At 45.9% G+C, this 25,126-nt stretch carries 26 protein-coding genes; all 26 read left to right on the top strand.

The window, feature by feature from the left end; translation table 11 throughout:
- Positions 1 to 4: 4 nt before the first annotated feature.
- A complete protein-coding gene (locus ACLWBD_RS03600; protein WP_063206671.1) occupies positions 5 to 313 on the top strand; it encodes a hypothetical protein in 309 nt (102 codons plus the stop codon).
- Positions 310 to 2,415, top strand: a complete 2,106-nt coding sequence (locus ACLWBD_RS03605; protein ID WP_413569549.1) for an AgmX/PglI C-terminal domain-containing protein — start codon at positions 310 to 312, stop codon at positions 2,413 to 2,415. The genes ACLWBD_RS03600 and ACLWBD_RS03605 overlap by 4 nt, the downstream gene beginning before the upstream one ends.
- Before the next feature lie 48 nt (positions 2,416 to 2,463).
- Positions 2,464 to 3,129, top strand: coding sequence for a MotA/TolQ/ExbB proton channel family protein (locus ACLWBD_RS03610; RefSeq protein ID WP_253696992.1), 666 nt, complete (start codon positions 2,464 to 2,466; stop codon positions 3,127 to 3,129).
- A 19-nt stretch (positions 3,130 to 3,148) separates the two neighbouring features.
- Positions 3,149 to 3,625 (top strand): ExbD/TolR family protein, encoded by a 477-nt coding sequence (locus ACLWBD_RS03615; RefSeq protein ID WP_063209825.1) that lies wholly within the window; start codon positions 3,149 to 3,151, stop codon positions 3,623 to 3,625.
- Complete coding sequence (locus ACLWBD_RS03620) at positions 3,625 to 4,215, top strand: ExbD/TolR family protein (RefSeq protein WP_063243828.1); 591 nt, start codon at positions 3,625 to 3,627, stop codon at positions 4,213 to 4,215. Before ACLWBD_RS03615 ends, ACLWBD_RS03620 begins: the two co-directional genes overlap by 1 nt.
- Before the next feature lie 22 nt (positions 4,216 to 4,237).
- Positions 4,238 to 5,263, top strand: coding sequence for an LPS export ABC transporter periplasmic protein LptC (lptC, locus tag ACLWBD_RS03625; protein ID WP_063209829.1), 1,026 nt, complete (start codon positions 4,238 to 4,240; stop codon positions 5,261 to 5,263).
- Positions 5,260 to 5,982 (top strand): LPS export ABC transporter ATP-binding protein, encoded by a 723-nt coding sequence (gene lptB, locus ACLWBD_RS03630; RefSeq protein ID WP_063209831.1) that lies wholly within the window; start codon positions 5,260 to 5,262, stop codon positions 5,980 to 5,982. The genes lptC and lptB overlap by 4 nt, the downstream gene beginning before the upstream one ends.
- 41 nt (positions 5,983 to 6,023) lie before the next feature.
- Positions 6,024 to 7,454: an RNA polymerase factor sigma-54 gene (gene rpoN / locus ACLWBD_RS03635; RefSeq protein ID WP_063209833.1), complete on the top strand. Its 1,431-nt coding sequence runs from the start codon at positions 6,024 to 6,026 to the stop codon at positions 7,452 to 7,454.
- Between the two features lie 362 nt (positions 7,455 to 7,816).
- Entirely contained in the window at positions 7,817 to 8,314 is a 498-nt protein-coding gene (locus tag ACLWBD_RS03640; RefSeq protein ID WP_063209835.1) for an adenine phosphoribosyltransferase, read from the top strand.
- Positions 8,315 to 8,330: 16 nt separating this feature from the next.
- Positions 8,331 to 8,876 (top strand): 5'-nucleosidase, encoded by a 546-nt coding sequence (locus tag ACLWBD_RS03645; RefSeq protein ID WP_413570714.1) that lies wholly within the window; start codon positions 8,331 to 8,333, stop codon positions 8,874 to 8,876.
- 146 nt (positions 8,877 to 9,022) lie between these two features.
- A complete protein-coding gene (locus ACLWBD_RS03650) occupies positions 9,023 to 9,520 on the top strand; it encodes a hypothetical protein (RefSeq protein ID WP_413569550.1) in 498 nt (165 codons plus the stop codon).
- 84 nt (positions 9,521 to 9,604) lie between these two features.
- Positions 9,605 to 9,955, top strand: a complete 351-nt coding sequence (hpf, locus tag ACLWBD_RS03655; protein WP_063209839.1) for a ribosome hibernation-promoting factor, HPF/YfiA family — start codon at positions 9,605 to 9,607, stop codon at positions 9,953 to 9,955.
- A gap of 92 nt (positions 9,956 to 10,047) precedes the next feature.
- The gene (locus ACLWBD_RS03660; RefSeq protein ID WP_413569551.1) at positions 10,048 to 10,659 is read left to right on the top strand and encodes a hypothetical protein; all 612 of its coding nucleotides are present in this window, start codon (positions 10,048 to 10,050) and stop codon (positions 10,657 to 10,659) included.
- Between the two features lie 131 nt (positions 10,660 to 10,790).
- A complete protein-coding gene (metK, locus tag ACLWBD_RS03665; RefSeq protein ID WP_081112285.1) occupies positions 10,791 to 11,954 on the top strand; it encodes a methionine adenosyltransferase in 1,164 nt (387 codons plus the stop codon).
- Between the two features lie 122 nt (positions 11,955 to 12,076).
- On the top strand, positions 12,077 to 13,876 hold the full coding sequence (gene lepA, locus ACLWBD_RS03670) for a translation elongation factor 4 (protein WP_413569552.1): 1,800 nt from the start codon (positions 12,077 to 12,079) through the stop codon (positions 13,874 to 13,876).
- A 9-nt stretch (positions 13,877 to 13,885) separates the two neighbouring features.
- The gene (gene lepB / locus ACLWBD_RS03675; RefSeq protein ID WP_063209846.1) at positions 13,886 to 14,653 is read left to right on the top strand and encodes a signal peptidase I; all 768 of its coding nucleotides are present in this window, start codon (positions 13,886 to 13,888) and stop codon (positions 14,651 to 14,653) included.
- Positions 14,654 to 14,656: 3 nt separating this feature from the next.
- On the top strand, positions 14,657 to 15,361 hold the full coding sequence (gene lepB / locus ACLWBD_RS03680) for a signal peptidase I (protein ID WP_413569553.1): 705 nt from the start codon (positions 14,657 to 14,659) through the stop codon (positions 15,359 to 15,361).
- Between the two features lie 41 nt (positions 15,362 to 15,402).
- Positions 15,403 to 16,080: a signal peptidase I gene (gene lepB / locus ACLWBD_RS03685; RefSeq protein WP_063209850.1), complete on the top strand. Its 678-nt coding sequence runs from the start codon at positions 15,403 to 15,405 to the stop codon at positions 16,078 to 16,080.
- 35 nt (positions 16,081 to 16,115) lie between these two features.
- Positions 16,116 to 17,021, top strand: coding sequence for an aspartate carbamoyltransferase catalytic subunit (locus ACLWBD_RS03690; protein WP_413569554.1), 906 nt, complete (start codon positions 16,116 to 16,118; stop codon positions 17,019 to 17,021).
- Positions 17,021 to 18,085, top strand: a complete 1,065-nt coding sequence (carA, locus tag ACLWBD_RS03695; RefSeq protein WP_063209854.1) for a glutamine-hydrolyzing carbamoyl-phosphate synthase small subunit — start codon at positions 17,021 to 17,023, stop codon at positions 18,083 to 18,085. Before ACLWBD_RS03690 ends, carA begins: the two co-directional genes overlap by 1 nt.
- Positions 18,082 to 18,729: a hypothetical protein gene (locus tag ACLWBD_RS03700; RefSeq protein WP_063209856.1), complete on the top strand. Its 648-nt coding sequence runs from the start codon at positions 18,082 to 18,084 to the stop codon at positions 18,727 to 18,729. Before carA ends, ACLWBD_RS03700 begins: the two co-directional genes overlap by 4 nt.
- A 12-nt stretch (positions 18,730 to 18,741) precedes the next feature.
- Complete coding sequence (gene carB / locus ACLWBD_RS03705) at positions 18,742 to 21,936, top strand: carbamoyl-phosphate synthase large subunit (protein ID WP_413569555.1); 3,195 nt, start codon at positions 18,742 to 18,744, stop codon at positions 21,934 to 21,936.
- Entirely contained in the window at positions 21,933 to 22,820 is an 888-nt protein-coding gene (phnD, locus tag ACLWBD_RS03710) for a phosphate/phosphite/phosphonate ABC transporter substrate-binding protein (RefSeq protein WP_063209860.1), read from the top strand. The genes carB and phnD overlap by 4 nt, the downstream gene beginning before the upstream one ends.
- Before the next feature lie 5 nt (positions 22,821 to 22,825).
- A complete protein-coding gene (locus tag ACLWBD_RS03715; protein ID WP_063209862.1) occupies positions 22,826 to 23,569 on the top strand; it encodes an ABC transporter ATP-binding protein in 744 nt (247 codons plus the stop codon).
- Positions 23,562 to 24,332 carry an ABC transporter permease gene (locus ACLWBD_RS03720; protein ID WP_063209864.1) on the top strand — a complete coding sequence of 257 codons (771 nt, stop codon included), beginning with the start codon at positions 23,562 to 23,564 and terminating at the stop codon, positions 24,330 to 24,332. The genes ACLWBD_RS03715 and ACLWBD_RS03720 overlap by 8 nt, the downstream gene beginning before the upstream one ends.
- Positions 24,325 to 25,113 (top strand): prepilin peptidase, encoded by a 789-nt coding sequence (locus ACLWBD_RS03725; RefSeq protein WP_063209866.1) that lies wholly within the window; start codon positions 24,325 to 24,327, stop codon positions 25,111 to 25,113. The genes ACLWBD_RS03720 and ACLWBD_RS03725 overlap by 8 nt, the downstream gene beginning before the upstream one ends.
- The last annotated feature ends 13 nt before the right edge of the window (positions 25,114 to 25,126 follow it).

Here is a 25,126-nt window from a genome sequence, read left to right on the forward strand (position 1 = left end):
AACTATGTTGCGATTGGTTAAACAACTTACTGTAATGGTGGCAATGATCTTGGCTTTTGACGTGAGCTTTGCCCAATCAACCAGTCGTTCATCCACTACAACCACGACAACGACGACGGTTAAAAAAGAAAGAAAGGCGACGCTGAACTTCGAAGACGAATTGATCGAAGGTTCTACGCAAAAGCCGGATCTTTTCTATCTCTTCCAAAAGAAGAATTTTAACTACAAAAGATTGATTAAGCTTAGAGAAAACTTTTTACCCGAGATGAGACGTACAACAGAAGATATTCAGCGGGTTCGGGGTGGTAATTGAGAGCGCCTTTAATATTTAGAATTTTCAAAAACAATCAGCTCGTCGGTGTTAAGCAGTTTGATCAAGATCAAATCGTGATCGGTCATAATGCCGAAGTGCATTTGGATTTAGACGGTGACGGAGTTTCTCCTATTCACTGTTTGATTGAGTTGCGCGACAGCGGTTACTACGTCTGTGACTTAGGTTCTTTTTCTGGAACATTTAAAAATGGTCAGGCGGTCTTAGATGAAGCCGTCAGTTCTGGTGATGAAATCGAAGTGGGGCCTTTTAAAATTGCTTTCTTCGTCGGCGTTCCAAAACCGAAAGTAGCTCCTGGTCAAGCCGTGACGGCGACACCGGTGATTCCCGAAGCTCCGCCGGTGAAAGTAGAAAAGCCTGCCGCCGCACCAATGCCTCCGGCCGCGGTTGTAAAAACAGAAGAAATCAAAGTTGCTCCGCCGGTGATTCCAGTGGAAGCACCTAAAGTGGAAGAAAAGCCGGTTATTACGGCTGCTCCGGTGAAACCAGAAATTCGCCGTGAACGCACCTCGTACAAAAAATTAAAAAAATCGAAAACTTTTGCTCCGCCAAGTGAAGTGCAGGATCTTCGCACTCATTTGAAACCGGGCAAAGGTAACACCGTTGAAGTCCTGGTAACGTGGAAAGAGCGTATTCTTACGACCTATCACTTTAAAGGAAACAAAACGATCCGCGTAAATGCGGGTGGTGATCATTCCATTTCTCTTCCTGACGGACTTGTTCCTCGCAACTTCCCTTTACTGGATTTCGCGGGTGGATTGAAAGTCAATACGACGGGAGATATGGGTGTGGAGCTTGTGTCTTCAGCGGGAATTCAACCGGTTGAAGATTTGGCTCGCAACGGAAAAGCTCAACGTGGCGGACAAGGCTATAATGTTCGAGTCGATCAGAACGAAATGTTATGCGTGACTCTGCCAGGTGGGAACATTTGCATTTACGTTCGCTTTGTTCCGCAGTCCCCGATTGTACCAATGTTGCCTCCTTTGATGTTAACGGGTTCAGAGATGACGGGTGTAGTGATGTCCATCGTGATGGTGTCATTGCTGGCGCTTTACATCTCCGCAACCATCCCTAAAGACTGGCAAGAAAACAAGCAAGAGGAAGTGCAACGTATCGCTCAGGTGGTATTCACAAATCCACCACCAGCGGCGACACCAGTTCCTACTCCTCCGCCGCCAACGCCTCCGCCAGTAGCGCCGACTCCGACGCCAACTCCTTCGCCGACGCCACAAAAAGTCGTGGTTTCAGATCAAACGAAGGAAGCGCAGAAGAAGGGGCAGACCGGCCAGAAAGCACAAAAGGCGCAACAAGCCGCTCGTGCTAGTGAAGTGGCGCCAAAACCAAACGCCAAAGATCGTACGAAGAAATTCACGTCCACTCGTCAAGGTGGCGCGATTAAGACGGGCAATACGGCAGGGGCCAATGCCCAGTCTTCGAATAAAGATCTTTCTAAAGTGGGATTATTCAGTGCCTTCGGTGGCGGCGGAAGTCGCGCGAACATTGACAAAGCTTACTCGGGTGCGGGTGAGGTTTTGGGTATGGCCGATAAAGCGACGGGAACTGCCGGCTTCAATGAAGATCGTGCAGGTGATGATCTTGGATCAAGATTTAAAGATGCCGGTGCCGGCGGCAAAGGAACAGCGACTCAAGGTATCGCCAACATCGGTACTAAGGGACGTGGTTCGGGCCAAGCGGCTTACGGTGCCAGTGATGGATTCGGAAGTAAAACCACGGTCGCTATTGAGGGCGGTGGTTTTGAAGAATCCTTCGATGGAACTATTGATAAAGAAGCGATTCGTCGTGTGATTCGTGCAAAAAAACACGAACTGCAAAGCTGTTATGAGCGTGCTCTGAACACTTTGGAAAAAGGCCGTCGTCTTGAGGGTAAAATCGTATTGGGTTGGGAAATCGTAGCGCAAGGCCAAGCCCGCAACGTGAAGGTGAAGAGTTCAACTTTAGGTAACGCCCAAGTTGAAAACTGCATCCGCGATCGTTTGGCAAGCTGGACCTTCCCAGAACCTCCACCAGGTCTTGTGGCCGAAGTGCAGGCATACCCGTTCGTGTTAAACCCAGCTAGTAACTAATATTTAAACCGACACCGTCGGATAAGATTTTTTTAAGGAGGAGTCCCCGTGAACCCAACAGTAACAGCAGACAACATGAATTTCATCCAGCGTGCTTTCGCTGAGGGTGGCTTCGTCATGTACGTAATCGCGGTCATCGCTATTTTGGCTTTGTTCGTGATCGTGGAAAGACTGATGAAACTAAAAAACCTTTCTGTGGATAAAAAAGAATTCACAGATCAAATTTTCCGCATGGTTGTTGCCGGTGATCTTCGCCAGGCGATCAGCTATTGCGATGCTCGTCCAGCTCCTTTGACAAACACGGTGAAAGCCGGTCTTGTTCAGGCGATGAACAAACGCCCTGACGAAGAAGTTCAAGTGGCGATGGATGCAGCGGTGATGAGAGAAATGCCAAAAGTAGAAGGTTGGACATCCTTCCTTGCAGTCTTCGGTAACGTTGCCGTACTTGCCGGTCTACTTGGAACAATCATCGGTATGATCGGTTCATTCCGTGCCGTGGCGGCTGCGGATCCAGCGACAAAAGCTTTGGAACTTTCAAAAGGTATTTCGCATGCCTTGAACTGTACTGCTTTCGGTCTTTTGGTAGCGATCATCTCTATCGTTGCTTACGGTTTGTTCCAGCATCGCATTCAAAAAACAGAGAACGAAGTTGTTGAAACAAGCATGAGTCTTTTGAATCTGGTAGTTGCTAATAGAGAAAAGATTAAAGACTAAGTCGTCTTAGAGGTTTTCAATGGCTCACATAGATAGTGGCGATTCCAGCGGCAGAAAAAAGAATATCGAGTTGAATCTCGTGCCTTTCATCGACTTGATGAGCGTACTTATCACGTTCCTCTTGATCACGGCCGTATGGACTCAAGTGTCTATGATTCAAATTGGCAGTTCTCTTTATGGGAAGAAGTCCGACACTCAACCGAATCCGACACCTCCACCTAATGCCGACGTGGTATTGAAAGTGGATGTGAAGGAGGGCGGTTATGTCTTAACTGTTGGAAGACAAGTGATCAGTCTTCCTATGGTGAACGAACAATTTGACGACGCGGGCCTTGTCGCACAATTGCAACGCGTGAAGCAGCTTTATCCGGAAAAAGTGGATGCAGTAGTGAGCGTTGCAGATGCCATTCCTTATGAACAGCTTATTAAAGCCATGGATAATTGCTTAAGCGCCGGCTTTTCCGCAATTTCTGTCGCAACAGGAGGGCCTCAATAATGGCCATCTTTAGACCTGGCGAAAGACATCGTTATCATAATATTTTAAGCAAACGTAAAGGGAAGCGTGACGTGACGGCTTTGCTGTCTTTGACGGCGATGGTGGACATGTTCACGGTTCTCGTGATCTTTCTTTTGCAGAATTACAATGCTACGGGCGAAATTCTTTATATCCCTAAAGAAGTTGTTCTTCCTAAAGCATCGAGCGTGCGTGAATTGAAGCCTGCGCATGTCGTAACTATTTCGAATAAAGAAATCCTTCTGGATAAAGACACTGTCGCGACTTTCGAGGAAGTCAAAGCGGCAGAAGACTGGAATATCCAAAGACTGAAAGAGTCCTTGCAGGAAGCTTTGGCTAAATCCAAAGCCGAACAGGACAGCAAGCTTCAAAACAAAATTCGTGACGTTGTTGAAACAACACGTGGCGAAGTCGAAGAAGATCCTAATGCTTGGAGTAAAGTGACTATCCAAGCCGATAAAGGCGTGGATTTCTTAACTGTTAAGAAAGTCTTATTTACGGTGACAGAGGCGGGCGCAGGCGAGATTAATTTCGCAGTGACTAAACAGCCTCAAGAATCGACTTCCAATTAAAATTCCGATATGATGCGCAAATATGGCGAAATTTAAGAATCTCATATTTGCTGCACTTCTCATCATTCTGTTTGTTGAGATTCTGATTATTTTCCCAAACCGTCTTGAACATGAAGACGAAGCTGAAGTTCGTAAGCGCGTCGAAGCGCAAGAGCAGTTGGCTAAAGAACGCGATGAAGCTATCAAGCGCGGTGAAAAGCCCCCTGAACAACCAAGCAGTCTCATGGAGCAAAAGATGCAGGGCGTGCATCTTGTTGAAAGTCAGCAAGGCACTCGTGATTGGGAGCTATTTGCTGTCTCTGCCGAGGGAAGCCAGACGGAAGGCACTTGGAAGCTTCGCCAGGTGCGCGTCCTATTTTATAACAAAGAAAAAGTGGAGTTCACGGTGACCGGAGATACCGGCACTATCAACGACAAAACAAAAGATTTGAGCGTTGAAGGAAACGTGGTGACCCGCTCTGAAAATGGATACATTTTTAAGACGCCTTCGATCTATTACTCTTCTAAAACTCGTCAGATTGACAGCCCTGAAGAGGTTGTAATGCAAGGACCCGCGGATAATTCGGGGGGAGGCATGAATCTGAAGGGGCACCGTATGAAGGTGCTCGTGGATCAGTCGAAAATGTTGATTCAAGATCGAGTCAGTGCTGAAAAACCTCTTAAAGACGGAAAAAAGTTTGATATCGTAGCGGACGGTGCAGAATTCAGTGGAAAACACAACGAGGCGAAGTTTTTCGGCAAGGTTCGTATGAACTACGACAACATGAAGCTGGAAGGGCCGGCGGCCTCGTTTCTTTACGATCGCGCTTCGAACTTTCTGGGATCCGTCGCCGTCACCGGTGGCGTGCGCGTTAGTGATGTGGATAAATTTGCGACATCTGAGAGTGTGAACCTGGACCTTTTAGCCGATAAATACACCTTTAAAGGTCGTCCGAAGGTTATTCAGAACAATGACGAGCTCACAGGCGAGGAAATCATCTTTCTTGAGGGCGGAAAAAAGGTTAAAGTAGAACGAGTACGTGCCCGCGTGGAGAACAAAGAACAATGAGCATGCTCACCATCAAAGACATTTCTAAATCTTTCAAAAAACGCAAAGTCGTTGATGGCGTTTCTTTTTCCGTCGAATCCGGGCAAGTCGTGGGTTTATTGGGACCGAACGGAGCGGGTAAAACGACCTCGTTCTATATGGTGGTTGGCTTAGTGCAATCGGACTCGGGCACGATCAACATTGATGAAACGAATATCTCGTCAGAACCAATGTATCGCCGCGCGCGAGTGGGTTTGAGCTATCTCGCCCAAGAGCCCAGCATCTTCAGAAAACTGACGGTGGCTGAAAATATCACGGTGGCCTTAGAGGCCCATGGGTACTCGGGCGCTCAACGGTCAGAAAAATTAGAACAGTTAATTGGTGATTTCCATGTCGGTCATATTCGCGATAGTTACGGTTACGCCCTATCGGGTGGTGAACGTCGTCGTGTTGAAATCGCTCGCGCTTTAGCGGGATCACCGAAGTTCCTTTTGCTCGATGAGCCCTTTGCGGGGATCGACCCAATTGCGGTCGCTGACATTCAGAATATCATCCGCGACCTTAAGGCCAAAGGTATAGGAGTTCTTATCACGGATCATAACGTGCGTGAGACTTTGGGTATTTGCGATTATGCTTATATTCTGAAGGACGGGAAGATTCAGGTTAGCGGAAGTTCTGATGAAATCGCAAATTCTGAGTTGGCTCGCAAATTCTATCTTGGGGAAAACTTTAAGTTATAATTCTATAGACGCGCTCTTGTGCGCACGAAAGGATACTCTTAATGGCTCTCAGACAGACCATGAACCTGAGCCAGTCTCTGGTGATCACGCCGCAGCTGCAACAGGCGATCAAGCTTTTGCAGATGTCGCGTATGGAATTGGAGTCTGCGGTTCGTTCTGAGCTGGAAGAAAATCCTATTCTTGAAGAAGCAGAAACCCTCAAGGAAGAAGATCTTCAGCGCACAAAAGAAGCTGCAACTGAAGTGGAGCACTCTGAAGCTCCTGATCACAACGTTCAAGATCCCCAGAAGCAAGATGAGTTCGAGTGGGAATCCTACATCGAAGCCAACCAAAAGCCTCCTCAATCAGGAATGGCGGGCTCTGAAGAGATCATGAACTATGAGAACGTCATCACGGCGTCTCAAACTCTTCATGACCATCTTTATTGGCAAGTAAAAATGAACGGCTTTTCCGAAGAAGAGGAAAGAGCCGCAGACGCTTTGATCGGTGCGATCGATGACGAAGGCTATATCAAAGTTCCCCTTGAGCAAATCGCCGAAGAAGAAAAGCTGGATCTGGGTCTTTTGGAAGACACATTGACGTTGATTCACGAGTTCGATCCTCCGGGTGTCGGTGCTCGTGATCTAAAAGAGTGCCTTTTGATTCAAGCAAAGCACTTGGAAGAAGACACTCATGATCTTGTCAGCTTGATCAATAATCACCTAAAGGATCTTGAAAAAAAGAACTACGAAGCGATCGCAAAAGCCTTAAGCCGTGACGTTGAAGACGTTATCGAGATGTGTAAAATCATCTATGCGATGGACCCGAAGCCGGGCCGTGCTTTCGTTAGCAGTGACACACACTATGTGACACCGGACGTTTACGTGTACAAAGTGGGCGACGATTACGTTGTCTCTTTGAACGAAGACGGTTTACCTCGTTTGAAGATTTCGAATTTCTATAAAAACATGCTCAAAGGTGGAAAATCCACCGGCGATAAAACTCAAGACTATATCCAAGACAAATTGCGTTCCGCAGTTTGGTTGATTAAGTCAATCCATCAAAGACAGCGTACGATTTACAAGGTGGCTGAATCCATCGTAAAACACCAGCGCGAGTTCTTTGAAAAAGGATCTGAGTATCTAAAACCGATGGTTTTGCGAGATATCGCCAATGACATCGGCATGCATGAATCGACAGTGAGTCGTGTGACGACGGCGAAATACGTGCACACACCGCAAGGGATTTACGAGCTAAAATACTTCTTTAACTCAGGGATCAGTTCTTCAGATGGTGATGCTTTGGCGTCCGAGTCGGTGAAGATTAAGATCAAAGATCTTGTAGCTAAAGAAGATCCTAAGAATCCGCTTTCGGATCAGAAGATTGTGGATCTTCTGAAGGTGGAGGGGATTCAGATTGCTCGTCGTACGGTTGCTAAATACCGCGATATGCTTAAGATTCTTCCTTCTTCTCAGCGTAAGAAGTACTTCTAGTTAGTTCCCGGAGTGCGCGTTTGCTTGAAGGGTGGGCTTGGTAAAACCCCATGCTTCGAGCGGCACGCATCCGTGCTCAGTCGCCGCCGCGCTTTGCGCGGTTCGCGCCATCGTGGCGCCGGCGAAGGCCGCTCTTCGATGGGGTTTTACCAAGCCCACCCTTCAAGCAAACTTTGTTCTGGGTATCTGCCTTTCGTTCTGCTTTTCTGGAATAAGAAGTTCATCTTCGGTGCTTCATTACATTTGTCTTTTTTTGAGCTGGATCTGTTTTGAATTTTGCGTGGCTAAACTTTACTCGACAGGGTTCTGTATCTAAGATATGGCTTCGTGGTCGTTTTTCTTTTTCTGCTAGGAGATTTGCAGTGGATTTGAAGAATTTGATTCGGGATGTGCCTAATTTTCCTAAAGAGGGGATTCTTTTTAGGGATATGTCGCCGCTTTTGCAAAATCCGGAGGCGATGGATTTTGTTTCTCGGAATTTGGTGAAGGATGTGGATCTTTCGCAGATTGATTATTTTGCGGGGATTGAGTCTCGTGGGTTTATTTTGGCGGCGCATATGGCGGCGACTCACAAAAAAGGTTTTCTGCCGATTCGTAAGGCGGGGAAGTTGCCTCCTCCTACGTTGAAACTTTCCTATGCGCTAGAGTATGGTTCGGCAGAGATTGAACTTCCTTTGGGGAATTCACGCATTATGATTATTGATGATGTTTTGGCTACGGGTGGGACTTTGCAGGCGGCGATTGATCTTAGCAAGCTTGCTGGTTATGACGTGAAAGCGGTGGCGGTTCTAGTGAACCTGACATTTCTGAATAAGATGAAATTTAATAACAAAGAGGTACATTCCCTTGTTCAATATTAAAGATGTGGCTTTGGTGATGGCTCTTCCCGGAGAATCCCAAGGTTTTTTTGAGAAAGAAAATTTTCAAATTTACTATACAGGCATTGGTAAAGTGAACGCGGCGGCAACGGCGATGGATGTGATTCACAAAACCAAATGCAAAGTGATGATCAATCTTGGTACAGCCGGCAGCTCTAAATTTAAAACTCATGATTTAGTGGAAGTTTCGACTTTCGTACAAAGAGACATGGATATTTCTCCTCTGGGATTCAAAGTGGGCGAGACTCCTTTTGATCCGCTTCCGGCAGGGATTGAATTGATTCCTTATTTTAACGAACTCTCTAAAGGAGTTTGTGGAACGGGTGATAGTTTTGAAACAGGTACTCCGAAAGTGGCTTGTGATTTAGTTGATATGGAAGGCTATGCACTTGCAAAAGTGTGTCGCAAAATGGGAGTTCAACTAATTTCGCTTAAGTACATTACAGACGGCGCCGATCATAATGCCCATAACGATTGGCAAGAAAATCTCGTCCACGGCGCGAGAAAACTTTTAGAGTACTATAAAAAAATGGTGACGCTTTAGTCATCGAACCATGGCTGAGGCTCTGTTTGTCAGGGCTTCAGCCTTTCCAAAAAATCCATGCAGAAATTTTCGAAAAACGAAGTGGATGTCTCGGATTGAGACACGAATTTACTCATCTTTGGTCCTGAATTTCCGATAAGTTCTTCATGGAAAAGCAGCGTTTTTCATTCGGGCAGTGGGGAGTTCTATCCATCACCGCCGTCATTGGATTAAGTTTAGGATTTGCCAAAAATCCCTTTAAAAATCGTACGCCTTTGCAAAACCCGCAAGAAGTGGCGCAGTTTTATTCAAAGGCGCACGAATATTTTGATGCGGGAAACTTTGAAGGTGCGCTTGAAGCTTCGGAAAAGATTCAACATCCCGTTCCTCCGCGCTATGCAGACATTGAACAGTTGCAGCGCAAGGCGCGAGCACACCTAAATGAATACCAAAAGAAATTGAAGGAAGGAAAATTGAATCCAACCCACGTGGATCGGCTTCCCGCAGCGTTGCGTGATTCATACTTCGATGCGCGCATTGAGGCGGGACAGGGTCGTTGTCGCGCAGCTTACGATAATATGGCCCCAGTCAGCAAATATCTGAAAAACAGAGAAGACCTCGAAATTTTTAAGCGCTGCCAATTAACCCAAAATAAATCCAAGTGAGTCTCAAAATAAGGCTCATCTTTAGTCGGGTCTGGCCGATAAAGAGTTAAGGGCTGAATCAGCAGCCAATAAGGAGAAGAAAAAATGAAACTCAACTACACATTTAAGCACCTAGATCACTCCGATGCTCTTGTGAACTATACAGAGGAACGCATGGAGGAAATTGGGCGCTTTTTGCTTAGAGAAGGCTACGGCAATGTCTATTTCTCTAAAACAAAAAATGAATTCTGTGTTGAAGTTTCCATAAATACCCGGGAAAAATACTTTAAAGCCAGCGCCTTCGGCTCTGATGTTTACGGTGCCGTCGATGGTGTTGCGGAAAAACTTGAAAAACAATTTCTAAAAACGAGCAAGCAATACAAAAATCATAAAAAGCCGGAGCTTTCAAAAGAGGGTCGTTTGGATCAAGCGATTCGCTTCAAAAAAGCTGCTTGATCTTTCTTAGTTAATAAACGAGATTTTATGGAACGCAAACAGGGTGGTTTTGAACCGCCCTGTTTTTTTATCTGGTACGTTTTTGGAATAATATGAACACACCTGATTCTCATCACTATTGGGAGAGCATTCTTTTTTCTGCGACTACAGTCACAGATGATAAAATGACACTTCTTTATAAATACCGCCTTTTGCTTTTGATCACGCTGATCACGGGCTTGTTGATGTGGACGTATTCGTTCATTTCAATTTTCTTTGTACACGGAAAAACTTTAGGCATGATCGGTGTGACTTGTTCCACCGTCCACCTGCTTTCGCCCGTCGTATACCGGCTGACGAAATCAATGACCCTTGCGGCATACAACATGGTGATTGCCGGCATGATCTTCCAATTTTCCTTTTCATTTTATACGGGCGGTTTTTATTCTCCGACTCTGATTTGGTTTGCGATTCTTCCGCTGATCGTCGGTCTTTTAACCAATAAAATTCACGCGGCCGCGTGGACTCTGATCTGTGCTGGCGCCTACGTCACGATGTTCTTTCTTGAGGAGGCGGGCTGGGTGCCGGAATCTTCACTTTCAGAGCTGGGGCGCACTTTAGCGCAGTTCATGATTGGTTTGGGGCTCATTGGATTGGTAGGCGGTTTCACCTTGTTCTTCTTAGAGCTGAGCTATTTTTATTACCACAAACCCAAGGGTTCTTGACCCCTTTTGAGTCGTTTGGTAGGTTGGCCGTTCGCTAAATGCGAAGGGCATTTAGGATGGTTTGGGGTTATACTTTTCGAGGCCTCAAGCCGAGCTCATTAACACCTTTCTCTAATGAGGAAACGAAAGCAGTGAAAAACTACCTTTTTACGAGCGAATCCGTATCTGAGGGTCATCCCGACAAAATGGCAGACCAAATTTCCGATGGCATCTTGGATGCGATCTTGGCTCAAGATCCCAAGGGCCGTGTTGCCTGTGAAACTTTGCTAACAACGGGTTTGGTTGTTGTTGGCGGCGAAATCACTACTTCTGCGAAAGTGAACTTCTCTGAAGTGGCTCGCGAAGTTGTAAAACGCATTGGTTATGACCACTCTGACAAAGGTTTCGATTATAAAACTTGCGGCGTGATGATCGCCGTGGGTCAGCAATCTCCAGATATCGCCGTTGGCGTGAAAGAGACTCTGTCTGACGATCAAGGTGCGGGCGACCAAGGCTTGATGTTCGGTTATGCCGTCAATGAAACTCCAGAGTTGATGCCTCTTTCTATCGCTATGTCTCACAAACTTGTGAAAGACTTAGCGCAACTTCGTAAAGACGGTCGTGTGGACTGGTTGCGCCCGGATGCAAAGTCTCAAGTGACTGTGCAATACGAAAACGGCATTGCAAAACGCATTGATGCTGTTGTTATCTCAACTCAGCACTCTGACAGCGTTTCTAACGCAACAATCAAAGAATTTATCACTGAAGAGCTGATCAAAAAATCCATCCCAGGAAACTGGATTGATGCGAAAACAAAATTCTTCATCAACCCAACAGGTCGTTTCGTAACAGGCGGTCCTATGGGAGACGCGGGTCTAACGGGCCGTAAGATCATCGTTGATACCTACGGTGGTCACGGTGCCCATGGCGGCGGAGCTTTCTCTGGTAAAGATCCTTCGAAAGTAGACCGTTCTGCAGCTTACGCATCTCGTCATATTGCTAAAAACATCGTGGGAGCGGGCTTGGCTGACAGATGTTTGGTTCAAGTGGCGTACGCAATCGGCGTGGCAGAGCCTGTCAGCATCACTGTGAACGATTACGGAACAAGCAAAGTTGGACCCGAAGTGCTTGAAAAAGCCGTTCGTCAGGTTTTTGATCTTCGTCCGGCAAGAATTACGAAAGAATTGGATCTATTACGTCCAATCTACAGTAAAACGGCAGCTTACGGCCATTTTGGTCGTAACGAAGAAGGTTTCACTTGGGAAAAACTGAACAAAGTGGACCAATTGAAAGACGCTGTAAACACGCTAAAGTAAGCCTTAGCGAAAACCTGGCAAAATAAAGCCGGAAGCGGAAAAAAAGCTTAATCATTGCGCCGAGTTGTCTCTAGCAACTCGGCGCTTCTTTTATATAATGGGCGCACGAAAAAAGAGGCTCAATGGATCCTAAGTTTATACGAAATTTCTCTATCATTGCTCATATCGACCACGGTAAATCTACTTTGGCGGATGGACTTCTTACTGCCACAGGGGCCCTTTCTGATCGAGAAAAAAAGGATCAGTTTCTAGACAACATGGAGCTAGAGCGTGAACGTGGTATCACGATCAAAGCACAAACGGTCTGCCTTGATTTCAAATCTAAAGATGGCAACACCTATCAGATCAACTTGATCGATACACCGGGACACGTGGACTTCTCTTACGAAGTGTCGCGTTCTTTGGCTGCGTGTGAAGGGGCCATTCTTGTTGTCGATGCGGCTCAAGGCGTGGAAGCACAAACTTTAGCCAACGTTTACTTAGCTCTAGAAAATAATCTAGAGATCATTCCTGTTCTTAATAAAATCGATCTTCCTTCTGCAGATCCAGAGGGTGTGGCGAAACAAATCGAAGACACTGTGGGCTTGGACTGCACAGGCATCATCCACGCTTCCGCGAAAGAAAAAATCGGTATCACCGATATTCTTGAATCCATCGTTGAAAAAGTTCCGCCCCCTAAGGCGGATCGCTCGCTCACGCCGCGCGCTTTGATTTTTGACTCTTGGTTTGATGCTTATCAAGGCGTGGTCGTTCTGGTTCGTGTTATGGATGGAGCGATTAAAAAAGGCGACAAGATCAAGTTCATGGCTACAGACCGTGATTACGAAGTTTTGCGTATGGGTAAATACAAACCATTCCCCGCAATGCAAGATACATTAGAAGCGGGTGAAGTGGGCTTCATCATCTGCGGTATCAAAGATATCCGTGACGTTCAAGTGGGTGACACTGTGACGTCGGCAAAGCATCCAGCGACAGAACCTTTAGCGGGTTTCCAAAGAATCAAGCCGATGGTTTTTGCCGGTATCTTCCCGGTGGTTGCGTCGGAATATGAAAACCTGAAAGATGCCTTAGATAAACTTTGTTTGAATGACTCCTCATTGACGTTTGAAATCGAAAAGTCTGCGGCGTTGGGCTTTGGCTATCGCTGTGGTTTCTTGGGTCTTCTTCATATGGAGATCGTACAAGAGCGTTTGGAACGTGAATTCAATCTTGATCTCATCACGACGGCGCCAACGGTTGTTTATCGAATTACCAAAACAGACGGCACAGAGCTGATGTTGGAAAATCCTTCGGGAATGCCAGCGGAAACTCAAATCGTAAAATTTGAAGAGCCTTATGTGAAAGTGACCTTGCATACCCCGACCGACTACATCGGCGGTATCCTGAAACTTTGCGAAGATAAACGTGGTATCCAATTGAAAATGGAATACGTCACCGATAAAAAAGTCATCATCGAGTACAAGCTGCCGATGAATGAAATGGTGATGGATTTCTATGACCGCTTGAAGTCGATCTCTAAAGGCTATGCGTCTTTAGAATATGAATTCATCGGCTTTGAAGAATCCGACCTAGTGAAATTGGATATCCTGATTAACGGTGAAGCTATCGATGCCTTGTCTTTGATTGTTCACCGTTCTAAAGCTCAGAATCGTGGCCGTTTGTTAGCTGAGAAGATGAAAGAATTGATCCCTCGCCAACAATATCAAGTTGCGATTCAGGCTGCTATCGGTGCGAAGATTATTGCTCGTGAAACCTTGGGTGCGATCAGAAAAGACGTGACCGCGAAGTGTTATGGTGGTGATATTTCTCGTAAGCGTAAACTGTTGGAGAAGCAGAAAGAGGGTAAAAAGCGCATGAAGGCCATCGGCCATGTGGAAGTCCCTCAAGAAGCCTTCCTAGCAATCCTCAAAGTCGAAGACTAAGGAGACAGCATGACAAACAACAAGAATGGCTGGAACTGGCGCACAAAGTATTTTTGGACCGAAGGTTGGGGATCGCTTTTCCTGGCGGTGTTCATTGCTCTTTTCATCCGCTGGGGATTTATCGAAGCTTATGTGATCCCTTCGGGTTCTATGCTTCCTTCCTTGTTGATTCATGACCATATCTTCGTAAACAAGCTGACTTACGGTTTGCGCGTTCCTTTTAGCGAAAACTGGCTGGTTAAATTCAACGAGCCAGTTCGTGGTGAAGTGATTGTCTTTAAATATCCTAAGGACATGAGCACATTCTTCATCAAGCGCATCGTAGGTGAACCCGGCGACAAGATTTATTATGAAAACGGCACTCTTTATATCAATGACAAACCTGTTGATAAAAAAGTTCCGGCGAACATGGATGACTTCAACTGGTTGCGCGATGCCGACTTCCAACGTGATGGAAATATCAACGATAGCAAAGAAAACTACGTAGAGTTCACTGAAGATCTTCCGGGTGGGAAAAACCATGCGATTCTTCTTCGCAAAGGTGATATCTACGAAACCTTCGGACCGGTGACAGTTCCGCCAGATCACTTGTTTGTGATGGGTGACAACCGTATGAACTCTTCCGATGGTCGTGTGTGGGGATTCTTGCCGAAACAAAACATTTTAGGTCGTGCGATGTTCGTATGGCTTTCTTGTGAAGAGACGATTCCGGCATTGCCTTTCTTGTGCAATCCATTGACGATCCGTTGGGGACGTTTCTTCCATCCTGTTAACTAATTGATGAATCAAACCGGCGAAACTCGCAATTTAAAAGGAACGTGGAATCAGGCGATTCTAACGTTCCTTTTTCCTATTTTGCTGGTGATGGGACTTCGTTGGGCCTTGATTGAGCCCTTCGTGATTCCGTCAGGAAGCATGATTCCCAATCTTCTAGTGCATGACCATATCTTGGTAAAAAAACTTGCCTATGGTTTGCACATTCCATTTAGCAACAAATGGCTTTTGCAATGGGATCAACCTCAGCGTGGTGACATCGTTGTTTTCAAGTATCCCGAAAATCCTGATGTCTATTATATCAAGAGACTTATCGGTCTTCCTGGTGACAACGTAGAAGTGCAAAGCGGCCGAATCACTTTAAATGGTGAAAAGCTGCCCTTAAGCTCATTCGAAGATCCTCAAGGCGAAAACGGTTTTCACTATTTTCAAGAAACTCTCGACGGTCACAAATATATTGTTCGTTTTCTTTACGAAGAAAATACGGGTGATGTGCAGGTTTTTAAAGTGCCCGAAAACCAGTACTTCTTTATGGGAGACAACCGCGATCAATCCAGTGACTCGCGTTTTTGGGGATTTGTTAAAAATGACTACATCGTTGGAAAAGCTTGGATGATCTGGCTTTCTTGCAATAGCACTTTGCCTACAATGACATTTGTCTGCGATCCCGCGCAAATCCGTTTCAATCGCCTTTTCCAAAAACTCCAATAAAAAACCTTTTCGCCCTTCAGCGGATTAGGTAGCATTTAGGCATGAATCGTTGGCGTGAGTATCTGACCACATTAATTTTAGCTGTCATCTGTGCCCTTGTTGTGCGCAATTTTTTGGTCACGGCTTATAAAGTACCAACAGGTTCCATGCAGCCCACTTTGAAACCGGGCGATTTCATTTTCTCATCACGCATCTCCTATGGATTTCCCATTCCTTTTTCGCAGCAAAGATGGGGAGCCACTTTGCCGGAGCGGGGGGATTTGGTGGTGTTCAATTACCCAAATCAACCCGGTGTCACGTATGTAAAGCGTGTTGTAGGTTTGCCTGGTGATCGCGTGCAAATCGTCAAGGGTCGTTTGGTTTTGAATGATGAAGCTTTGAAATATGAAAAAGCTCAGGAAGTTTCTGGCGACAATCCGAATCCAGAGCTTTTTGATATCTATGAAGAAATCACGCCTGAAAAAACCTGGAAGGTGATCTTTCAGAAGCAACCGGAAGAAAAAGACTTTGGCCCTCTGGTCGTTCCACCCGGAGAAGTCTTTTTATTAGGCGATAATCGAGACGCAAGTGACGACTCGCGCTATTGGGGTACGGTCCCGATGCCTCAGGTGATTGGCCGAGTTGTGTTTATTTGGCTCTCGCTGGATTGGCAAAGCAAATGGGGTGGAGATCGTTATCCTTCAGTGCGTTGGCAAAGAGTTTTTTCTACGGTGTATTGACATCTTTTAAGTCGGGCCATAGGCTTGGGTTCTAGATGTCATCTAGAAACAATAAATCCATTCTTGATCTTCGTTCCCTTGAAAAAACAAAAATCGACTTTCTATTCTCTGTGGCGGACAAGATTGCTGCCTCTGACAAGGCGTTGACCTTTGAGGGCTTCGGAAAAACCGGAGCCCTTTTGTTTTTTGAGGCCAGCACTCGCACAAGAATGAGTTTTGAAACGGCCTGCGCTCGTTGGGGGATTTATCCGCTTCGTCTTGATGGAAAATCAGGTACAAGTTTGGAAAAAGGTGAGACTTACGAAGACACAGTTCTCAATGTCGACGCGATGAAGCCGTCCTTCTTGGTGATTCGCTGTGGGGACGACTTAGATTTAGAAGATCTGTCCAAAAAAGTTCAAGCCCCCATTCTGAATGCGGGCTGGGGAAAAAAGGGCCATCCGACCCAAGCTCTGCTAGACGCCTATACAATTCGTAAGCATTTAGGAAGTTGTGAAAAGCAAAAGGTGTTAATTGTCGGGGACGTTCGTCACAGTCGTGTGGCTTCCTCGCATTTTGAGCTGGCTGAAAAACTGGGTTATGATGTCGCTCTATGTGGTCCTTCTGAATTTTTGCCAGAGAATCCAAAATGCAAGGTATTCTCTTCGCTAAAAGAAGGACTGTCTTGGGCAACAGTGGCCATGGCGTTGCGTGTGCAGTTAGAACGTCATTCGACAAAACATTCTTTGTCTGATTATCGTGATCAATATGGATTCACTCAGAAGAATTTGCAGTCTTTGTCTGCGAAAGCTTTGATCATGCATCCAGGGCCAATCAATCAGGGAACGGAACTTGATAGCGAAGTTTTGCAAGATCCACGCTGCCAAGTCTTGGATCAGGTTTCTAATGGAGTTTTAATTCGCCAGGCCCTCGTGTATGCGACGGTCACGGAGGGGAAATAATGAAGGGCTATCTCGTACTTGAAAGTGGTGAAGTTTACGCAGGTCTTTGGCAGGGTGGTGAAAATCGTGCCGGAGAAGTCGTCTTCAATACATCTCATTCCGGTTACGAAGAAATCGCTACGGATCCTTCCTACTTCACGCAAATCGTGGTGATGACAGCTCCTATGCAAGGAAACTACGGGGTTGAAGATGAGGTGTGGGAATCCAACCGACTTTGGATCGAAGGTTTTATTTGCCTAGAGATTCAGGACACCGAGCGCGATCAAGCTTGGAAAAAACGTCTGACTGAAAACAAAATCCCTCTTTTAACAGAGATCGATACTCGTAATTTGGTTCTTCGCTTGCGCCAAGGAGGTACGCCTTGGGGAGCTTTGGTTCAGGCGTCTTCCGAAACGGACGCTCGTCAAAAAGCGGATGCTTTAATCGCCGAGAAAAAGAAGATGGATAAAGATTGGGTTTATCTGGCTTCTCGTAAAACAGCTGAAACTCGTCGCGGCGACAATATGGTCGGTCCTCGAGTTGCCGTTCTTGATTTTGGCAGTAAAGAAAACATCCTCCGTGAATTGCAACAACGCTGCTCGGAAATCCGCATTTTTAACAGCCGCTCCACGGTTCAAGAGATCATGGATTACAATCCAGACGGAATCATGCTCACGAACGGTCCCGGCGATCCGGCAGATGTAAAAATGGCGGCGGGAACAATCCGTGAACTGATCGGCGTCAAACCGATCTTTGGAATTTGCATGGGCCACCAGGTCTTGGGCCTCGCTTTAGGGGCTAAAACGTATAAATTGAAGTTTGGCCATCGCGGAAGCAACCATCCTATTCGCGACACTCTGCTTAATCAGATTTACATGAGCAGTCAGAACCATGGATATGCTGTTGAAGCCAGCAGTCTGCCTGCGGACGCGAAAGTCACCCACACCAACTTAAATGATGGCACTGTGGCAGGTTTTTATAGTGAAAAGAACAAGTATTTGGGAATACAATATCACCCTGAAAGTTGCCCGGGACCGCATGAAGCTTCCGGGCTGTTTAGTTTCTTTATTGAGCGGATGATATGAACGAATACGAAAAACTGATTGAAAAAATTCTGAATCACTTTGTCAGCGACTCTTTCAAAGATGAATTGGTCATGGCTAAAAAAGAGTTCTTCGACAATGCCGGAACTCTGGATGAAAACTCAGAGCACTACGAGTCCCGTATGGCTCAGTTTTATGATTGGTATTTTTTCACTCGCGAGCTGAAAGGTTTCGGACAGACTCCTTTGGATGCTTGTTTGCTAGTGCGCGAGCTGCGCTTTTCTGACGAAGAGCTGAAAACTTTGGAAGTTCTGAAGCAGCACCGTCATTCTATTTTTGAATTTATCAAGATCAAAAACGGCGACGTTTATATCAAAGATCTGTTGGCGAACAAAAAGCTGATCGTGAAGCAGTCGTCTTATGTTTTTGGTTTTGATCCAGATGAACTCTTTGAAGTGCGTTTGATCCCTCACGGGGATTCTTACGTTTTCACGCGCGGTTTCTGCTTCCATCCAGAAAGTGCAAAAAAGTTTATCTTGAGTGAAGTGAAACGCCATCGCAAAGATCCGGATTTGGATCCTGATGTGTTGATGCTTCGCTTGATTAAAATGCGTTATAAATTTGAACAGTACAAACATGTAAGGCCTGAAATGATTTACTCCAATGAGGGGAAATTAGGCATTTAAAAGGGGGAAAGAGTGTCGCGTAAGTCCAGCCTAAAACGGGTATTAATTATTGGATCTGGACCCATCGTAATTGGACAAGCCTGTGAGTTTGATTACTCCGGCACTCAAGCCTGTAAGGCACTGATGAAAGAGGGATTGGAGGTTATTCTTGTAAACTCCAATCCAGCAACCATCATGACAGACCCGGAAGTAGCGACCCGCGTTTACGTCGAACCTCTGAAAGTCGACTACTTAGAAAAAATCATCGAAAAAGAAAAGCCAGATGCTGTTATCCCAACATTGGGTGGCCAAACGGCTTTGAATTTGGCACTTGATCTGCACGCTAAAGGCATTCTGCAAAAACATAAAGTTCAGTTATTGGGAGCTACTCCGGAAGTCATCAAAGCGGGTGAAGACCGTGAAATCTTCCGTGGCCTTCTAGATAAAATCGGCGCTCGTTATCCGAAAAGTCACCTGGTGCGCACTTTCGAACATGGGATGCAAATCGCTGAGGATTTGGGTTACCCCATGATCCTTCGCCCGAATTACACATTGGGCGGGGGCGGCGGCGGTATCGCATACTCTCCTGAAGAATATAAAAAAATGCTAGTGACAGCTCTTCATGAAAGCCCGACGTCGGAAGTTTTGGTTGAAGAAAGCATCTTGGGTTGGAAAGAGTTCGAACTTGAAGTGATGCGCGATCATAAAGGAACCTTCGTTGTCGTCTGTAGCATCGAAAACTTGGATCCTTGCGGTGTGCACACGGGGGACAGTATCACGGTGGCTCCTCAGCAAACTTTGAGCGACCGTGAATACCAACACATGCGTGATGAAGCTTGTAAAATCATCAATGAAGTGGGCATTCAAACTGGAGGAGCGAATATTCAATTTGCGGTTCACCCAACAACGCGTGAACGCGTGGTGATTGAAATGAATCCGCGAGTCAGTCGGTCTTCTGCGCTGGCAAGTAAAGCCACCGGATTTCCTATTGCGAAGATCGCCGCTTTGCTAGCTATCGGCTACAGCCTTGATGAGCTTCAAAATGATATCACAAAGGTGACTCCTTCTTGTTATGAGCCGGCTTTAGACTATGTCGTCACTAAAATTCCTCGTTTTGCTTTTGAAAAATTCCCGGGTTCTAAAGATTCCTTGACGACGCAGATGAAGAGCGTCGGTGAAGTGATGGGCATTGGCAGAACTTTGCAAGAATCTATGATGAAAGCCCTAGCGAGTTTAGAAAAAAATCCGCAAGGCATTCCTGAAGTGGCATTGGAAATTGGCAAAGTCTCTTACCCAAACAGCCAACGCATTTACCATCTGTTCCAAGCCTTCCGTGATGGAAAATCTGTTGCTGAGATCGAAGAACTCACGCGCATTAATCCCTACTTCTTAGAGCAGATCGATGCGCTGATTAAGTTTGAAGGTAAAATTAAAACAGATTTCAACGAAGGAAATGCGGATTTACTTTTAGCGGCAAAACGCAAAGGCTTTACAGATGCTCGGATCGCCGCTTTGATTGGAAAGAAAGAAGCGGACGTTCGTGCCCTTCGCGAAAAACACGGTGTTTTGCCGAAGTATCAGCAGGTCGACACCTGTGCCGGTGAGTTTGAATCAACTACACCTTATTTCTATTCTTCCTATTGGCCTTCTGTATCTGCAAAAGTCGATGCTCCGAACGCGGTTGTTGTTATCGGAAGTGGTCCTAACCGAATTGGACAAGGTATCGAGTTTGATTATAGCTGCGTGCGCGGGGTAAAGGCGTTCCAAAAAGCGGGCAGTAAAGTGGTGATGGTCAACTCCAATCCAGAAACCGTTTCGACGGACTACGACACTTCCGACGTCTTATTCTTTGAACCGCTGACTGCCGAAAGCTTGACCGAAATTATGCGCTTTATGAAGCCGATGGGTTTTGTCGCTCAGTTGGGCGGGCAAACTCCTATCAACGTGGCTCCCGAATTAGTGAAGGTGGGATTTAACCTCTTAGGTTCGTCACTTGAAACTATCGATCTTGCTGAAGATCGTGGATTGTTCTCTAAAATCTGCCGCGAGTTGAACTTCGCAATTCCGAATTCGGCGATGGCAGGATCTGTCGTTGAAGCTCTTCAGCACGAAGCCGCGGTCGGTTATCCGATGATCTGCCGCCCAAGTTATGTGTTGGGGGGACGTCGTATGGAGGTGATTGAAAACCGCGACGAGCTTCTTTCTTATTTCCAAAGACACAAAGATTATATCTCTGCTGATAAACCCTGCTTGATGGACCAATTCCTTGCTGGGGCGCTGGAAGTGGATGTCGACTTAGTTCGTGGTCAAGATTGGACTGTCGTCGGCGGAGTGGTTGAACATATTGAAGCTGCCGGAGTTCACTCTGGTGACTCGATGGGCGTTTTACCTCCGCACCGTTTGAAGCCTGAAACTTGCGAACGCATCGAAGATTTAAGCAAGCGCTTGGCGGATCGAATCGGTGTGATCGGTCATTTGAACCTTCAGCTGGCCGTAAAAAATGATGTGGTCTACATGCTAGAAGCCAATCCGCGCAGCTCACGCTCTGTGCCTTTCGTTGCAAAAGCTACTAGCATCCCACTGATTGATTTGGGTGTGGCCGCAATGCTGGGTAAAAAGAAGAAAGATTTGAAACTTGACGGATTGAACTGGAGAAATACGCAAACGGTTTCCGTTAAAGGCGTTGTTTTCCCATTCAAAAAGTTCCCGGAGGCCGATTCGTTATTGGGGCCAGAAATGAAATCCACGGGCGAGTCGATGGGCCGCGGAAAGAATTATTCGGAAGCTCTGTCGAAAGCGTTTCTTTCAAGTAACATAAGACTTCCGAAGATGGGTCAGGTCTTTTTCTCTCTTCGTGATAAAGACAAAGAGGGTATGCTTTCGTTGGCCAAAGAACTGCAAAGAATGGGTTACGGAGTTTCGGCAACAACGGGGACGGCAAGCTTCTTTAATGACCACGGTGTAAACTGTCTGTCGTTAAGAAAGGTCGATGAGGGTCGTCCACATTGCGTGGATAAAATTCGTTCTGGCGAGGTGGCGTTTGTGATCAATACGACATCCGGTCGACGTGCGATCGAGGCGAGCTTCGACATTCGTCGAGCTTGCACAGACTACAACATCCCTTGCCTAACCGAAAGTGATGCGGCTGAGGCCTTCGTTCTTGCTTTGAAAAATGAAAGAAATGAGTCATCATCTGTCGAGGCCCTGACCCCGATGGAGGAATTTTGAAAAGACTTATTCTTGGACTTTGCACGCTGTTGGTTTTTTCAACTGTTCAAGCTGCGGAAACGAATGGCGCGGAAGCCAATCCGCCTGCGATCACAATTGGTGTGATTCCAGGTGGAAACCCGGAGATTCTCAGAGAACAAAGCTTAGCTTTGGCAAAAGAGCTGCAATCAAAGCTCAGTATTCCAGTAAACATCTATGTTTCCAAAAATTATGATGGTTTGATTGAGGCTATGAAGACGAAGAAAGTGGATTTCGCTTTCTTTTCTTCGATGACTTACGTAGTTGCTGAACAACAGGCGCAGGCGAAGGTCCTCCTAAAAAAGGTTTGGCACAACCCTTATTACTTTTCGGCGATTATCACGCCCGAAAAGTCAGGTATCAAAAAGCTGAAAGACCTCAAAGGGAAGCGTATCGCCTTTGTGGATGATAAATCTTCTTCGGGCTATCTGTATCCCCAAGTGGCGTTAAGAAAAGCGGGTCTTAAAGACAAAGACTTTAAAGAGGTTGCATTTACTGGAAATCACCAAGCCTCCATCCAGTTCTTAGAAGCCAAAAAAGTTGAAGCCGCTGCTGTTTTCAGTGATGACGAGAAAGGTGAGCAAGGGGCTTGGAAGCTTTTTGCCACAGATAAAAAAGCGAAATACCGTGTATTGTGGATGAGCGCGCCGATCCCCAATGACCCCTTCTGCGTTCGTCAGGATTTTTACGATCTTTATCCTAAGGCGACCCACACACTGATGTTCACGCTCATCGATATTTTGGAATCCTTGCAAGATAAAAACACTTACTCCGAAATTTTAGGGACTCGCGACTTGATGCCTGCCACTTCTAAACAGTATGATCCTGTGAGGGAGATGGTAAAAGCACTTGAGCTTAAGCCTTAAGTTTCATGTCGGTACTTACAGTTCGTAAGCTAAACAAGACGTTTAAAGGCGGTCTTTTTGAAAAAGATCGCCACGTTCTTCGTGACGTGAGCTTCTCTTTGCCCGAAGGACAAACTTCTGGTTTTGTTGGCAGCAACGGGTCGGGTAAGACCACTTCCATCAAATGCATCTTTGATTTCATTCGCCCGGACAGCGGCGAGATTCTATTTTTCGGTAAGCCTTTAAGCAGCGAAAGCAAGACCCGCATTGGTTATTTGCCAGAGCGTCCCTATCTTTATGAATTTCTTACGGGCATGGAGTTTTTAAAGCTCCATTGGAATCTTTGTTATGGTTCGTCACTTAAAGACTTCTACGAGCGTGCTCACGAAGCTTTAAAAAAAGTCGATTTAATGGAGGCTAAGGACCGCCGCCTACGCACGTACTCAAAGGGGATGTTGCAAAGAATCGGAATTGCGCAGGCAATTCTAACTCGTCCCGAGCTACTTATTCTAGATGAACCCATGTCGGGCTTAGACCCTGATGGTCGTGCTATGGTGAAGGATATTTTGCGTGAAGAACAAAAACGCGGAGTCACTCTTTTCTTTAGCAGTCACTTACTTCAGGATATGGAAGAACTTTGCACTCATCTTGTTGTCATCAATCGGGGGCAAATTCTGTATGACGGTGTTCTAAGCTCCTTTATGTCTGAATTCCAAAGTCTTGAGCGTGCGTTCTCTGTATTAAAAGGCAAGGAGGAAGCTCATGGCTAAGGTGTGGGCTTTAGCGCGAACCACTTTAAGAGAAATGCTGCGAGAGCGTGTGTTCTTGGTGGTGGTCCTTATTGCCGTCGCATTGCTGGCACTCAGTTTTCTCTTAGGAGCTTTGTCTTTCGCAGAACAACAGAAAATTCTGACTGATTTTGGTTTTCTGGCGATTCAAATAGCGGCCTTGGGTGTCTCTCTTTTTTCAGGTTCTTATCTACTTGCGAAAGAAATCGAAAAACAAACCTGTTTATTAATACTTTCTCGCCCCGTCAGTCGTGATCAATTTATCTTGGGAAAACTTTTTGGCGTTCTGGCTTTAAATACCCTTTTGATCAGTGCCTTGGCTTTGCTTTTGTGTGTTTTGTTAGGTCTTTGGAAAACACCGGAAGTCTTAGGAACTTACGCCATCATCTGCCTTAGCTTATGGTTTGAAAGTGCCATCATTCTTTGTCTGGTCATTTGTTTCAGTCTTATTGTTCGTCCGGTACTGGCGCTTGGTGCCGGAGTGATGGTGTTTCTTTTAGGACATTGGCTGGGCGATCTATCGTTCTTTGCTGAAAAAAGCAAAGAGGCGTTGTTCATCCAAGCAGTTCAGGTTTTCCACTGGATTACTCCCAATTTTTATCGCATGAACTGGAAGTCTTTCTACTTCCTGGAAAACGGCATCCCTGCGCAAAACGTTCTATGGATGGTCGCGCACATGACGGGATGGGCCCTTTTATTAGTTTTAATTACGAATTTCTTCTTCAGGAGAAAAGACATTGTTTGATCAGGACGTTTTCTTTCTTATCGTCTTCTTTATTCTGGGTGCTATTTTCGGAAGCTTCGGTAACGTTGTCATCTATCGTCTTCCTAAAGAGGAAAGTGTCGTTAAGCCTCGCAGTTATTGTTACAGCTGCAAAAAGCAAATCAAATGGTACGACAATATTCCAATTCTTAGCTGGTTTGTTTTGCGCGGTCGTTGCCGTAACTGTGGTGCCAAATTCTCTTTCCGCTATCCGCTAGTAGAAATCATCATGGCCTCGCTGTTTGCTCTCAGTTACCACTACGTAGGCTTTTCATGGTCTCTCCTTGAATACTTAATTTTTATCTTCGGCCTTGTGGTTTGTACCTTCATTGATTTTGACCATATGATTTTGCCCGATGAGTTCACTCTTTCGGGTATTGTTATTGGTTTGGTTGGAGCCGCTTTAAATCCTCACCGTGAATTTATGGACGCTTTTTTGGGTGTTCTCATGGGGGGCGGATTTTTGTGGGGTATGGCTTACGTTTACTACTTGCTCACAAAAAACGAAGGTATGGGTGGGGGAGATATCAAACTTCTTGCCTGGATCGGTGCACTCTTAGGATGGAAGGCCATTCCCTTTGTGATCATGTCATCCGCCATCGTCGGAAGCGTCATTGGTATTATCATGTCCAGAAAACAGAAAGCTGGACTAAAGACGGTGATTCCTTTCGGTCCTTATCTTGCTTTAGGAGCGATTTTCTATCTTTTCGGCGGAGAGACTATCGCTCTTTGGTACTTTGACCTGTTCTTGCCCGGAGTCTAGCTTCGCCTAGACT

It is taken from the genome of Bdellovibrio sp. HCB117, from assembly GCF_047305915.1.
Classification (GTDB): domain Bacteria; phylum Bdellovibrionota; class Bdellovibrionia; order Bdellovibrionales; family Bdellovibrionaceae; genus Bdellovibrio; species Bdellovibrio bacteriovorus_B.

Bases quoted from the DNA above. Each gene is read 5' to 3' on its own strand.
- ACLWBD_RS03600 (WP_063206671.1), top strand. From the start codon at position 5: ATGTTGCGATTGGTTAAACAACTTACTGTAATGGTGGCAATGATCTTG.
- ACLWBD_RS03615 (WP_063209825.1), top strand. From the start codon at position 3,149: ATGGCTCACATAGATAGTGGCGATTCCAGCGGCAGAAAAAAGAATATC.
- ACLWBD_RS03620 (WP_063243828.1), top strand. From the start codon at position 3,625: ATGGCCATCTTTAGACCTGGCGAAAGACATCGTTATCATAATATTTTA.
- lptC (WP_063209829.1), top strand. From the start codon at position 4,238: ATGGCGAAATTTAAGAATCTCATATTTGCTGCACTTCTCATCATTCTG.
- lptB (WP_063209831.1), top strand. From the start codon at position 5,260: ATGAGCATGCTCACCATCAAAGACATTTCTAAATCTTTCAAAAAACGC.
- rpoN (WP_063209833.1), top strand. From the start codon at position 6,024: ATGGCTCTCAGACAGACCATGAACCTGAGCCAGTCTCTGGTGATCACG.
- ACLWBD_RS03645 (WP_413570714.1), top strand. From the start codon at position 8,331: ATGGCTCTTCCCGGAGAATCCCAAGGTTTTTTTGAGAAAGAAAATTTT.
- ACLWBD_RS03650 (WP_413569550.1), top strand. From the start codon at position 9,023: ATGGAAAAGCAGCGTTTTTCATTCGGGCAGTGGGGAGTTCTATCCATC.
- hpf (WP_063209839.1), top strand. From the start codon at position 9,605: ATGAAACTCAACTACACATTTAAGCACCTAGATCACTCCGATGCTCTT.
- ACLWBD_RS03660 (WP_413569551.1), top strand. From the start codon at position 10,048: ATGAACACACCTGATTCTCATCACTATTGGGAGAGCATTCTTTTTTCT.
- lepA (WP_413569552.1), top strand. From the start codon at position 12,077: ATGGATCCTAAGTTTATACGAAATTTCTCTATCATTGCTCATATCGAC.
- lepB (WP_063209846.1), top strand. From the start codon at position 13,886: ATGACAAACAACAAGAATGGCTGGAACTGGCGCACAAAGTATTTTTGG.
- lepB (WP_413569553.1), top strand. From the start codon at position 14,657: ATGAATCAAACCGGCGAAACTCGCAATTTAAAAGGAACGTGGAATCAG.
- lepB (WP_063209850.1), top strand. From the start codon at position 15,403: ATGAATCGTTGGCGTGAGTATCTGACCACATTAATTTTAGCTGTCATC.
- ACLWBD_RS03690 (WP_413569554.1), top strand. From the start codon at position 16,116: ATGTCATCTAGAAACAATAAATCCATTCTTGATCTTCGTTCCCTTGAA.
- carA (WP_063209854.1), top strand. From the start codon at position 17,021: ATGAAGGGCTATCTCGTACTTGAAAGTGGTGAAGTTTACGCAGGTCTT.
- ACLWBD_RS03700 (WP_063209856.1), top strand. From the start codon at position 18,082: ATGAACGAATACGAAAAACTGATTGAAAAAATTCTGAATCACTTTGTC.
- ACLWBD_RS03715 (WP_063209862.1), top strand. From the start codon at position 22,826: ATGTCGGTACTTACAGTTCGTAAGCTAAACAAGACGTTTAAAGGCGGT.
- ACLWBD_RS03720 (WP_063209864.1), top strand. From the start codon at position 23,562: ATGGCTAAGGTGTGGGCTTTAGCGCGAACCACTTTAAGAGAAATGCTG.